The organism is Curtobacterium sp. Curtsp57, from assembly GCF_047324335.1.
Classification (GTDB): Bacteria; Actinomycetota; Actinomycetes; order Actinomycetales; family Microbacteriaceae; genus Curtobacterium.
In genome coordinates this window covers 2,281,198-2,293,792 of record NZ_CP168511.1, presented here as the reverse complement: position 1 = coordinate 2,293,792, position 12,595 = coordinate 2,281,198, and the positions used below count along the sequence as shown (strand labels likewise).

Here is a 12,595-nt window from a genome sequence, read left to right as displayed (position 1 = left end):
ATAACGTTACCAACACTACCCCGCAAGGTGCGCTGGGACGCAAGCCGGGCCTCCAGTTCGGACCGGACCGGCCCCGCACTCAGTGGTGGACGATGTGCACCGGCAGCTCGACCAGCCGCGGCGGCTCGCCGTCGGCGGACCCGTCGAGCCGGGACAGCAGCATCCGCGCCGCGACGCGACCGAGCTCCGCCGGGTCGTGGTCGATGACGGACAGCGCGATCGGCGCCATGTCCGCGAAGTCGAACGAGTCGAACGCGAACAGGCGTGGCGGCGAGGTGATCGTCCCGTCGTGGACGGCCGTGGCGATCGCCCGGATCGCACCGACGCTGATCCGGTTGTTCGCGGCGAACACGGCGGTCGGCGGCTCGGGCAGGGCGAGGAGCCGGCGCATCGCGCGCTCCGCCGTGGCGGTGTCCTGCAGTTCGAGGACGACGAGGGCCTCGTCGGGTGTCACCGCGTGTGCGGCGAAGGCGCTCCGGAAGCCGGCGAGGCGGCGCTGACCGGTCGACACCGTGACCTTGTTGCCGAGGAACGCGATCCGGCGGTGCCCGTCGTCGAGCATGAGTGAGGTCGCGTCCCGCGCGCCGTGCACGTCGTCGATCAGGACGGCGTCGGCGGCGACGTCCTCGACGGTGCGCGAGGCGAGGACGAGCGGGACGTCGTGGAGGCGATCGGCGGCGAACCGGTCGGCGTCTGCTCCGGCCGGGACCACGATGAGCCCCTCGACCTGCCGGCCGAGGAAGTCCGACAGGAGTTGCCGCTCGAGGTCCGGGTCCTCGTTGGTGGTGCCGACCAGGATGCGGCGACCGGTACCCGCGACGACCTGCTCGATGCCCTGCACCACGCCGGCGTAGTACGGGTTGCCGATGTTCGTGATCATCACGCCGACGAGCCCGGAGCGCTGTCCTGGCCGCAGGCTCCGTGCGTTCTCGTTCCGGTGGTAGCCGACCTCCGCGATGACGCGTTCGACGTGTTCCCGGAGCGCAGGTCGCACGTTCTTGCCGCCGGAGAGCACCCGGGAGACCGTCATCGGGCTGACCTCGGCCACCCGCGCGATGTCCTTCACGGTCATCGCGGGCTTCCGGTTCGGTCCGGACCCCGCGGCTGCCTGCATGTGTCCCTGTATACCGGACATCCCTCTTGCGGCTGGTCCGGTGCCGTGTATGCTCCCGTTGGTAACGTTATCAATTCACCGTCGAATGGAACGCCCGATGCCCAACCCGTTCTCCAGAGGGCCTGCCGTGACCCGACGCACCGCGCTCGCGCTGGGCGGCGGCGGCCTGCTCGCCATGACCCTGGCCGCCTGTGCCAGGGGTTCCGACACGCAGCCGTCCGCACCGGGCACGGTCACCCTGAACAGCGACAACCCCACGTGGGGTCCCGGGTACGCCGCAGCGTCCGCGGTGCTCGCGAAGCGCATCGGGTACCGCATCACGTCGCGGTCGATCGCCAGCGTGAACAACTACACGCAGGTCATCCGGATGACGGCGCAGACCGACAGCACCACCGACCTCATCAAGTGGACGAACGGGTACCGGCTGCAGGACATCGCCCGCGCCGACATCCTGACCGACCTGAACCCCGTGTGGGACGCCGCCATCGAGCACGGGTGGGTGGACCCGGCGCAGCGCGAGTCGTTCAGCTACCGCGGCAAGGCCTACGGCGTCCCCCTCTACAAGAGCTACTACGCCGTGTTCTACAGCAAGCAGGCGTTCGCCGAGCACGGCATCGACGTGCCGACGACGTTCGACGAGATGCTCGACGCGGCGCAGCGGCTGAAGGACGCCGGCATCACCCCGTTCCTCTCCCCGGGTGCCACCACGTGGGAGGCCGAGATCTGGTTCATGCAGCTGCTCGCCTCGATCGACCCGGACTACTACAAGGCCGTCACGACGGACAAGGCCAGCTACACGGAGGCCCCGGCGCAGCAGGCGATGGACCTCTGGTCCTCGATGTACGCCGAGGGGTTCTTCTCGGCGCCGGACGTCACGTCGAACGACCTGCCCGGCCTCGTGAAGCAGGGCAAGTTCGGCATGATGCTCTACGGCACGTGGTTCGCGAACACCCTCCTCGCCGCCGGGCTCTCCGACGCGGACATCGGGTTCTTCCGGGTCCCGCCGCGCGGGTCGGCGGCACCGGCGATCGTCGTCGAGAGCGGGTCGCTGTCGGTCCCGGTCAAGGCGCACCGGCACCGTGCAGCGGTCGAGGTCGCGGAGAACTGGCTCGCGACCGACGTGCAGACGGCATGGGTCGGTTTCCTCGGCGACACCAGTCCGAACCCGCACGCGCTGCCGAAGTCGAACCTCGTGAAGGTCCTGGCGAAGGACATCGCCGACACCAGCCCCGTCGAGCTCACCCGCTACTGGGAAGCCTCGCCCACGCCGCTCATCGAGGGCAACGTGCAGGACCTCGGGTCCTTCATGGTGAACCCCTCGAAGCCGAACGGCGCCGCCACCCTGCGCTCCATGCAGAACCGAGCAGTGACCGAGTGGAAGACCTGGAACGCCGCATGACGCTGACACAGCCGCCCGTCCCCGACACGGTGCTCGACCAGGAGGCCCGGCCCACCGACCGACGTCGGCCCGCGTCCCCGAGACGGGCACCGCTCAGGGCCCGCCTCACCGGCGGCGCGTTCCTCGCCCCCTCCGTCGTGCTGGTGGTCGCGCTGCTCGTCGTCCCGTTCCTGTTCACGATCTACCGCAGCTTCTTCAACGACAACGGGTTCACCCGGAGCTGGGTCGGGATCGAGAACTACCGCGCGATGTTCGCCGATCCCGCGTTCGGGCAGTCCGTGCTGAACACGTTCCTCTGGGTCGTCGGCACGCTGCTGCTGCCGGTCGGGATCGGTCTCGCGATCGCCGTCGGCACGTGGAAGCTCAAGCTCGGCGGCCTCGCCCGGTTCGCGATCGTGCTGCCGTACGCGATCTCCGGTTCGGCGACCGCCGTGGTGTGGACGTTCATGCTCTCGACGGACGGCGGCCTGGACACGCTCCTGCGGATGGTCGGCCTCGACGGGCTCGTCTCGCAGTGGCTGCTGCAGTGGCCGCTGAACACCGTGATGATGATCGTCGCGACGACCTGGCAGGCCACCGGCGCCTGCGTGATCCTGTTCCTCGTCGGGCTCCAGTCGATCCCGCCGAACACGCTCGAGGCCGCACAGATCGACGGAGCCTCCGGATGGCGGCTGTTCTGGTCGGTGACGTTCCCGCAGCTGCGCCCGATGACCGTCGTCGTGGTGGGGATCTCGATCGTCGGCAGCCTGAAGGTCTTCGACCAGGTGCTGCTCCTCACGAACGGCGGCCCAGGGACGGCGTCCGAGACGCTCGCGCTCACCATGTACCGCGAGACGTTCACGCTCTCGCGGTACGGATCGGGTGCGGCGGTCGCCGTGTTCCTGACGCTCGTGGTCGTCGTGGCCTCGTGGGCGTACCTCCGCCGGCAACTCCGACCCACCGACTAGCTGGAGCCGTCCGATGACGAAGACCTCTCGCCGCATCCTGGCCGTCGTGCTGACGGTCGTGTCACTGATCTGGCTGATCCCGTCGTACCTGCTCGTGGTCAACGCGTTCACGAAGAGCGCCGACTACTCGGGCACCCCGTCGTGGTGGCCGACCTCGTGGTCGCTGTTCGACAACATCGCCACCGCCTTCCAGAACGCGAACGTCGGGCAGGGCATGCTAATCAGCCTGCTGTACTCCGTGGTCGGAGCCGGTGCCGCGGTGTTCATCGCAGCGCTGGCGTCATTCGCGGTGACGATCATGCCCGTGAAGCGCCCGACGTTCTGGTTCTGGGTGATCTACATCGGCACGATCCTGCCGCTGCAGGCCTTCCTGTCGCCGCTCTTCACCGGGTACGCCGCGGCATCGCTGTTCGACACGCAGTACGGCATGCTCCTCGTCTACGTCGCGCTGACGATCCCGTTCGCGTTCTTCGTGGTGCGCGGCCACATGACCGGCCTGCCGAACGAGGTGCGCGAGGCGGCGTCGCTCGACGGGGCCGGGTGGGTCCGCATGTTCTTCCAGGTCCACCTGCCGCTGTCGACGAGTGCCCTCCTCGCCGCGTTCGTCTTCCAGTTCACCTGGATCTGGAACGACCTGCTGTTCGGCCTGACGCTGTCGTCGAGCCCGAACATCCGGCCGGTGATGGCCACGTTGGCCGACCTGACCGGCAACTACTCCACGTACGGGCCGCCGGTGGCGCTCGCCGGGGCGCTCGTCGCGTCCCTGCCGACGATCATCGTGTTCTTCGCGTTCCAGCGGTTCTTCGCCCGTGGGCTCAACCCGACCGCCTGACCCAGACCCCGTTCCCCGCACCTCGTCCAGAACCAGAAGGAAGTCCGTCTCGATGACCGAACCCGCCCTCGTCTCCGCGCAACCCTGGTCCCACCTGGAGGCCCGTGACGGCCTGCTCGACCGGGCCACCGTCGTCGCCGCGACCATCGGCGGCACCCGCGTGCGGGTCCTCCCCGAACCGCTGAAGACCGAGCGGGACGGGGTGACGGTGCAGGCTGTGCGGCTGCTCGTCGACGGCCGGCTCCCGGACCCGGTGACCCCGACGATCGCCGGGCCGGACGGGGACCTGGTCGTCGGCAGGGCTCCGGCCCCGGACGACACATCCGTCCGGCTCCTCGTCCGTGCCGTCGACGAGCCGACCGAGGTGACCCTGGGGCTGCCCGAGCTCGGCGACGAGACCGTGTCGTTCGTGCTGCAGCCGCAGCGGGACTGGTCCGTCCACGTCGTGCACCACTCGCACTTCGACTTCGGGTACACCGACCCGCAGACCACCGTGATCTCCGCACAGCGGTCGTACCTCGACTCCGCGGTGGAGCTCGCCGCCGCCACGAGCGAGTGGCCGGACGCCGCGCGTTTCCGCTGGAACGTCGAAGCGCTGTGGGCGTTCGCCGACTGGGAGCGACACCGCCCAGCGGCCAAGGTCGCCGAGTTCGTGCGGCTCGTGCAGCAGGGCTCGATCGGCCTGAGCGCGATGCCCTACAACCTGCACACCGACACCTGTTCGACGGAGGAGCTCCACGAGCTGCTGCGGGAGGCCCGACGCATCCGGGAGCAGTACGGCATCGACTTCACGACCGCCATGCAGACCGACGTCCCCGGGCAGGTCGCCGGGCTGCCCGACGCCCTGCAGGAGGTCGGCGTCCGGTACCTCGCCGTCGCGCACAACTGGGCGGGTCGCTCGATGCCGCACCAGAACGGCGCCCTCGAGCTCCCGCGACTGTTCCGGTGGCGCACGCCCGCCGGCAACTCCGTCGTGGTGTGGATGACGGACAGCCCGCACGGCCTCGCCTACATGGAGGGCCCGATGGTGGGCCTGACGGAGTCGTACGAGGTCGCCGAGACCTACCTGCCCGCCTACCTCACCGCCCTCGCGACCCGCGGCTACCCGTTCCCACCCGGGGTGTTCGGTGCGCACGGCGAGGAGGCCGAGGGACGACCTGGGTACCCGTGGGGTGTGCTGCACCTCCGCACGCAGGGCTTCATGGGCGACAACGGCCCGGCCCGGCTGCACCTCTCCGAGATCGTCCGACGGTGGAACGAGACCTGGACGTCACCGACACTGCGCGTCTCGACGAACGAGGACTTCTTCGCCGAGGCGGAGGCGCGCCACGGCGACGAGCTGATCACGGTCGAGGGGGACTGGGGCGACTGGTGGGTCGAGGGCGTCGGGTCGGCCGCCGTGCCCCTCGCGCTCGCTCGTGAGGCGCAGGCGACCGTGAGCGACGCCCGCTCCTTCTCGCAGGCCGCCGCGTGGCTCGGTGGTCAGGCGATCCCGACGGAGCGCGCCGACTCGGACCAGGCGTACGACGCGATCTCGATGTTCAACGAGCACACCTGGGGTGCGAGCAACTCGTGGACCCACGGCGACGAGGGCTACGACTCGGGGGAGCGGCAGTGGCAGTGGAAGGTCGCGCAGGCGCTCACCGGTCACCAGCGCGGCCGTGACCTCGAGGAGCACGCACTCGTGTACCTCGCGGACACCGTGGCGGCGCCGGACGACGCCCTCGTGTCGATCGTGGTGGCGAACGCGTCCGGCGTCACCCGCACCGGAGCGGTCCGCTTCCTGCTGAAGGAGTCGACCGTGCCGCTCGACGCCGGTGTCGGTGTCCGTGACGGCCGCACCGGCGCTCCACTCGGGCTGGTCGTCGAACCGCAGTCCAACTCGCTGCACCGCGAGTCCGGCCGCTGGCTGACGATGCGGCTGACCGACGTCCCGGCGTTCGGCTTCGTGCGGATCGACGTGCTGCCGTCCGACGGCGCGGTCGCCGCACCTCGGATCCACGACGCCCTCACCACCCCGGCCGCCGAGCTGTTCTCCCTCGAGAACGCGTACCTCCGCGTGGTCGTCGACCCGAGGACCTCCACCATCCGCTCCGTCGTCGAGGTGGCGACCGGCCGGGAGATCGTCGAGCAGGACGCCCCTGCCGGGTTCAACGGCTACGTCTACGACGAGTACGGCTCGTCCGGGGCGGGTGTGAACCACCTGTCGAACAAGCTGTGGAGCTCGGACCGGCTCGAACTCCTCGCCGGCCGCACGACCGCAGGGCCGGCGGTGCTCGTCGAGCGGGTCTCGGACGCGGTCGAGGAGCGGCTGGTCTACCGGTTCGCCGCTGCCGGGGTGGACGGTGTCACGGTGACGCTGCGCCTCCGGCACGGTGAGCCACGGCTGCGCATCGAGAACCGTCTCGAGAAGCCCGTCACCCGCACGAAGGAGAGCGCCTTCTTCGCGTTCCCCTTCGCCGCGACCGAGCCGCTGGTCCGGTACGAGGTCTCCGGCGGCGTGACCGGTGACGGGTTGCAGCACGTGCCCGGTGCCCCGCAGCACATGCGTGCGATCCGCAACTGGGTCAGCGTGCAGGACGGCGACGACGCGGTGGTGTGGGTGACGAAGGACGCACCGCTCGTGCACCCCGGCACGATCTCACTGCCGTACGCACCCTTCCCCGCGAGCACCGCGCCGAACCGTGCGGCGACCGTGTACTCGTGGCTGCACAACAACGTGTGGGACACGAACTTCCCGATCGAGCAGGGCTTCACCGCCACGTTCGAGTACGCGATCGGTGTGCGGGCGCACACGGCCGAGCCGATCGAGGCCGTGGCGGTGCAGACCACGGCCGACCTGGTCCGGCCGCTCGCAGCCGTCCCGGCGTCCGGTGTGGGGGCCCCGGACCGGGTGGCGGCGGAGCTCCTCACGATCAGCGATCCCCGTGTCCGGCTCGTGTCGGTGGTCGCCGGCGACGACGAGCAGACGTCGATCGTCCGACTGCAGTCCTTCGCGGACGAGCCGGTCGACGTCGAGCTCGCCTTCGGGGTGGACGTCGACACCGTCGTCCGGTCGACCTACCTCGGCGACGACACCGGGGCTCCGGTCGATCTCGTGGACGGCGTCGTGCGCACGTCGTTGGCGCCGTTCGAGGCGGCAGCGGTCCGCATCCGACGCGGGGGCGTCCGCTAGCGCGGATCCCCGTCCGTCGATCGCCGGAAGGGGTGGTCTGCGCCGGCTGGGCAGTCGCACCGGACGAAGAGCTCCTCGGCCGAGCGCGTCAGGACGAACACCTCCGCGTGCCGCCCAGCGCGGTCCTCTCGACGATCCGTGCGCCGTCCTCCTGTCCGTGACCCGGTAGCGGTGGCCCTCCCCACCCGAAGGGAACGGCCACCGCTTCCGCACCGGCGTCCCACGCCGATGGGTTCGACGGTATGCAGCGACCCGCGGGGCCGCCATCCGTTCGGCGCGACGTGACTGGGGACGAGCGCGGCCGCGCAGCGGGTGGGTGCTCGCGACCCCTAGAGTCGCGTCATGACCGAGAGCACAGCCGAGATGTTCGCGTCGCACTCGATCGCCACCACCGGGACCGTGGACGAGGCTGCAGCGGCGCTCAGTGACGTCTTCCTGCCGGTGCAGATCGCTCCCTCGGATCGCTCCTCCGACGTGCACATGTCGCTCAACGCCCTGCAGCTCGGCCGGATCACATTCGGGTACATGCGCTTCCGTGAGGCCGTGAAGATCCGCACGGCCGAGCCCGTCGACTACCACCTCGACATCCCCGTGCAATCCGGCATGACGGCACGCGCTGCCGGGGGGTCTCCGATGCGCGGGACGGAGGACACCGCGGGCGTGTTCATGCCGGGGCGGCCGGTGGAACTCGACTGCGGTGACGCGTTCGCACAGGTCGCCGTCATGATCTCGCACCGCGACCTGGAGATCGAGCTGGAGCGCCTCCTGGATGCGTCGGTGTCCGTGCCGGTCGAGTTCGACGCCGCGTTCGACCTCTCCACCGCTGGGGGCCGGGCCGTGTCGCAGGCGATCCGGCTGGTGGACGAGGGATCCCGCCAGGCGAACGGCCCCCTCGCGTTCCCCATCGCGGCGCGCGGCCTCGAGCAGGTGTTCCTCCAGAGCTTGCTGCTCGGCCAGTCGCACAACCACTCGGCGGCGCTCTCCGCGCCCCGAGGCGCTTCGGGAGCCCGCTCGGTGTCGGTGGCGGTCGACATGCTCCGCGAGGATCCGGCGCGACCATGGACGGTCGGCGAGCTCGCGTCCGCGGTCAGCACGAGCGTGCGCAGCCTCCAGGAGGGATTCCGCCGCGCCCTCGACACGACGCCGATGGCGTACCTGAGGCGGATCCGGTTGGAACGAGCCCGGGACGACCTCCTCGCCGTCGCGCCGGGCGGCGTCACCGTGACGGAGGTCGCGGTTCGGTGGGGTTTCATGCACGTCAGCAGGTTCGCTGCGTCCTACTCCGAACGCTTCGGCGAGTTGCCGTCGGAGACGCTCCGGCGGTGACCGCTCCCGCGGGAGCACCACCGGTGACGGGGCGAGCACCCGGCCCGCCGGGTCAGCGGACGCGGGCGGCCGTGACCGTCTCGGTCGCCGGGACCGTGTCGAAGCGCCCGTCGCCGACGAGCTGCCCCGTCCGTGGTGCGTGGAAGGTCGCGCCGCCACTGGTCGCCAGGGCGACGTGGTGGATGCCGTGCTCGTTCGCGAAGAACACCGGGTCGCCGGGGCGGGCATCCTCCGGCGCGACCGGCTCGAGGGCCTCGGCCTGGTCGTCGGCGTCACGCGGGACGACGACACCGAGCGCCCGGTAGGCCACGTGGACGAGCCCCGAGCAGTCGACACCGGCTGCGGAGGAGCCTGCCCAGAGGTACGGCATCCCCGCGAAGGTCCGGGCGACCGCGAGTGCATCGGAGGGGTCGACGGCCCCCGGCGAGGGCGAACGCAGCGACGTGACCGCGGTCGCTGCGAGGTCGTGCACGACGCCGTCGGGGCCGAGGTACCCGCCCGCTGCACGGCGGTCGAGCACCGCGCCGAGGAGCAGCCCGCTCCGCACGACGACCGGGTCGGTCCGCGGGCTCTCGAGCGGCACGAGGTGCGCGGTCGGCAGGAACCCGGGGTAGCCGTCCGGGTGCTTCGACGAGGGTTGGAGCGGCAGGCGGACCTCTGCCCATCCGTCCGATTCGGCGACGACGACGACCGGCTCGCCGAGGACGGCGTGGGTGTCGGCGCGGTCGAGCAGTCCGAGCCGTGCGTCGTCGTCGAGGCCGGCTGCCCACGCGACGAGGTCCGGATGGTCGACCACGGCGGCGGCGTCGATCGGTCGTGGGGCGGTCGGGGCGTTCCAGAGCACCGTCGCGGGGACCCCGACGACCGTCGGGGTCGCCAGCAGGTCGAGCATGCGCGTCATCGTGCGAGGCCCGTCGAGGAGGACGCCCGGTCGAGCGCGATCCGCAGGTGCCCGTCGGCGGCGGCGAGCGCGGACGTCGCGGTGGCGGGGCTGCTACCGGTCAGGAGCGCGAAGACCGCCTCCTTGACCGAGCCGTGCGCCGCGTCGAGTGCGGTGGCCGCCGTCGCGGTGTCGACGCCGGTGACCGAGACGACGGTGCGGCGGCTGCGGGCGACGAGCTTGGCGTTCGTCGCGCGGAGGTCGACCATGACGTTGCCGTAGGTCTTGCCGAGCCGCACCATCGTCAGGGTCGAGAGCATGTTGATCACGAGCTTCTGGGCGGTCCCGGCGTTGAGCCGGGTCGAGCCGGCGATGAACTCGGCGCCGACCGGGGCCTCGATCGCGATCGCCGCCGTCTGGCCGGTCCTGGAGTGCTCGTTGCCGGCGACCGAGACGGTGAGCGCACCGACCTCGTTCGCGGCACGGAGCGCGCCCAGCACGTACGGGGTGCGGCCGGAGGCGGAGAGTCCGACGACGGTGTCCTGCGCGGTGAGCCCGACGGCGGCGAGGTCGGCTGCTCCCGAGGCCTCGTCGTCCTCGGAGCGTTCCACGGCAGAGCGGATCGCGCGCTCCCCGCCGGCGATGATGCCGACGACGAGCGACGGATCCGTCCCGAACGTCGGTGGGCACTCGCTCGCGTCGAGGACACCGAGGCGGCCGGACGTCCCCGCGCCGATGTAGATGAGTCGACCGCCGCCGGCCATCCGCGAGCTGATCGCGTCGACGGCGCTGGCGATCGCGGGGAGCGCGGTGCCGACGGCGTCGAACGCGGCGCGGTTCCCGTCGTGCATGGCGGCGACGAGGTCGGCGGTGTCGAGGAGGTCGACGGAGCTGCGACGCTCGTCGACGGACTCGGTGGCGAGCGTGCTGAGTTCGTCGCCGATGGCGTCGAGGAGCGCGTCGTCTGGGTCACGGGGCATCGACACGGGACACCTGCCTCTCATGGGGGAGATCGGGGTTGTCGAGGATGAGTGCTGCACCGTCGAGGGCGTCACCGAGCGGCTCGACGACGTCGAGGTCGCCGTCGACGAGCGCCTGCCGGAGCCGCGCCGCGAACCCGTCGTGCGCGACGAGTCCACCGGTGATCGCGACCACGTGCGTCGCAGACTCGGGTGGAGCCACCGCGCGGGCCGTCGTGACGAGGTGCTCGATCGCCCGCTCGACGATGTCCGACGCGACGGCGTCGCCGTCGGCCGCGTGCGACAGGACGACGGGCGCGAAGGCGGCAAGGGTGCGCTCGGGGGTCGCGGACCCGCCGATGACGGCGGGCAGTGCGTCGAGCGACGGCGCCAGCGACATCGCGGCATCGCGGAGGGCGGTGTCGCGTCCGCGTCCGTCGTGCGCGCGGAGGGCAGCGCGCAGGCCCTGTTGTCCGATCCAGCGGCCGGACCCGTCGTCGCCGAGCCAGATGCCGGAGCCGTCCGCGCGTCGGATCCGTCCGGTCGGGTCGATCCCGATCGCGACGGCTCCGGTGCCGGCGACCAGCACGGTCCCGGGTGCGCCGCCGAGGGCACCGGCGTGCGCGGTCACGACGTCGCTCGTGACGACGGCGCGTCCGCCGGAGGCCGTGGCGACACGGTCCGCCAGTTCGCGGGCGCGATCGGGCACGGTGGCGGCTCCGGCAGCGCCGATGGCGACACCGCCGGCGAACGTCGCGAGTGCGGCGAGTGATGTGGGCGCAGCTCCCGGCGTGTGGAGCTCGGCCAGTGCGTCGGTGATCGCGGCGATCGCGTCCTCGAGTCCGTCGTGCTCCGCGAGGCCGGCGCTCCCGTGCCCCGAGGCGGACCGGTCGCCGACGCGCACTCGGCACGTCGTCTTCCCCAGGTCGACGAGGGCAGCGGGCTCGGCTGGTGCCATGGTGGGTAATTTACCTGATCGTCATGCCTGATGAAAAGCATTGACGCGACGACATCCCGCTCCGTAGCATGACGACCAATCGGAACGCGTTCGGAGAGGTTGTCCATGACCGTGCTGGAATCGCCCAATAGTGTCATCAGGGTGAGCATCCGGACCTCGATCCAGTCGCGACTCGACACCTACCCGCCCTCGACGAGGCGTGTGGCCGAGGCGATCCTCGAGCGTCCGCAGATCGTGCTCGAGCAGACGATCACCGAGCTGGCCCGCAACTGTTCCACGAGCGAGACGAGCGTCGTCCGGTTCTGCCGCACGATCGGCTTCACCGGGTACGCCCCGATGCGATTGCAGATGGCCACCGAGCTCGCGACCGAGTCCGCCCAGTTCGGCCAGGTCGGCGAGTACGGCTCCGACATCACCGACGCGGACTCCCTCGCCGAGATGATCGCGAAGATCAGCAGGTCCGAGATCGTCGGGATCCAGGAGACCGCGGCGTCGCTCGACCTCGACGTGCTGCAGTCCGTCATCGACCGGGTCGCCGCCGCGGACACCGTCATCGTGTTCGGTGTGTCCGCGAGCAACGCCGGCGCCCGCGACCTCGCGCAGAAACTCCTCCGCGTCGGTCGGACGGCGCTGTCGTTCGCGGACGCGCACGACGCGCTGGTCCCGGCGACGCTGCTCGGCCCGAACGGCGTCGCGATCGCGTTCTCGCACAGCGGCCGGACGCGCGAGGCGATCGAGTTCCTCCGCGCCGCGCACGACAGCGGCGCCGCGACGGTGGCGATCACGAACGCCGCGGACTCGCCACTCGGCGGTGTCGCGGACGCCGTGCTCCGGACCGCAGTCCGTGAGACCGCCTTCCGCTCCGGTGCGATGGCGAGCCGGATCGCGCAGCTCACCGTCGTCGACTACCTCTTCGTCGGGGTCGCCCGCGCCGACCACGACCGGAGCGTCGCCGCCATCCGGCGCACCCACTCCGCCGTCCGACCGCTCCGCGACGGTGCGTGA

At 71.2% G+C, this 12,595-nt stretch carries 10 protein-coding genes; 6 read left to right on the top strand and 4 right to left on the bottom strand.

The features are described 5' to 3' along the window. Positions 1-79 precede the first annotated feature (79 nt). Positions 80-1,114, bottom strand: a complete 1,035-nt coding sequence (locus tag ACEN9V_RS10705; protein ID WP_413600299.1) for a LacI family DNA-binding transcriptional regulator — start codon at positions 1,112-1,114, stop codon at positions 80-82. Between the two features lie 127 nt (positions 1,115-1,241). Between ACEN9V_RS10705 and ACEN9V_RS10700 the strand changes: the two genes are divergently transcribed. The 5 genes from ACEN9V_RS10700 (at position 1,242) to ACEN9V_RS10680 (ending at position 8,793) form a co-directional block, all read left to right on the top strand. Beyond that, positions 1,242-2,513, top strand: a complete 1,272-nt coding sequence (locus ACEN9V_RS10700) for an ABC transporter substrate-binding protein (RefSeq protein WP_413600298.1) — start codon at positions 1,242-1,244, stop codon at positions 2,511-2,513. Further along, the gene (locus ACEN9V_RS10695) at positions 2,510-3,460 is read left to right on the top strand and encodes a carbohydrate ABC transporter permease (RefSeq protein ID WP_413600297.1); all 951 of its coding nucleotides are present in this window, start codon (positions 2,510-2,512) and stop codon (positions 3,458-3,460) included. Before ACEN9V_RS10700 ends, ACEN9V_RS10695 begins: the two co-directional genes overlap by 4 nt. Before the next feature lie 13 nt (positions 3,461-3,473). Beyond that, entirely contained in the window at positions 3,474-4,292 is an 819-nt protein-coding gene (locus ACEN9V_RS10690) for a carbohydrate ABC transporter permease (protein ID WP_413600296.1), read from the top strand. A 52-nt stretch (positions 4,293-4,344) separates the two neighbouring features. Beyond that, complete coding sequence (locus ACEN9V_RS10685; RefSeq protein WP_413600295.1) at positions 4,345-7,467, top strand: glycoside hydrolase family 38 C-terminal domain-containing protein; 3,123 nt, start codon at positions 4,345-4,347, stop codon at positions 7,465-7,467. Positions 7,468-7,809: 342 nt separating this feature from the next. Next, positions 7,810-8,793 carry an AraC family transcriptional regulator gene (locus ACEN9V_RS10680; RefSeq protein WP_413600294.1) on the top strand — a complete coding sequence of 328 codons (984 nt, stop codon included), beginning with the start codon at positions 7,810-7,812 and terminating at the stop codon, positions 8,791-8,793. Between the two features lie 52 nt (positions 8,794-8,845). Here ACEN9V_RS10680 and ACEN9V_RS10675 read toward each other — a convergent pair whose 3' ends face one another. From ACEN9V_RS10675 to ACEN9V_RS10665, 3 genes are read right to left on the bottom strand one after another with little or no spacing between them, the layout of a single operon-like run. Then, positions 8,846-9,685 (bottom strand): C40 family peptidase, encoded by an 840-nt coding sequence (locus ACEN9V_RS10675; protein WP_413600293.1) that lies wholly within the window; start codon positions 9,683-9,685, stop codon positions 8,846-8,848. A 5-nt stretch (positions 9,686-9,690) separates the two neighbouring features. Beyond that, positions 9,691-10,653 carry an N-acetylmuramic acid 6-phosphate etherase gene (gene murQ, locus ACEN9V_RS10670; protein ID WP_413600292.1) on the bottom strand — a complete coding sequence of 321 codons (963 nt, stop codon included), beginning with the start codon at positions 10,651-10,653 and terminating at the stop codon, positions 9,691-9,693. Next, positions 10,643-11,590 (bottom strand): N-acetylglucosamine kinase, encoded by a 948-nt coding sequence (locus ACEN9V_RS10665; protein ID WP_413600291.1) that lies wholly within the window; start codon positions 11,588-11,590, stop codon positions 10,643-10,645. Before ACEN9V_RS10665 ends, murQ begins: the two co-directional genes overlap by 11 nt. Before the next feature lie 105 nt (positions 11,591-11,695). On the opposite strand from ACEN9V_RS10665, the gene ACEN9V_RS10660 reads away from it, so the two are divergent. After that, positions 11,696-12,595: a MurR/RpiR family transcriptional regulator gene (locus ACEN9V_RS10660; RefSeq protein WP_281266495.1), complete on the top strand. Its 900-nt coding sequence runs from the start codon at positions 11,696-11,698 to the stop codon at positions 12,593-12,595.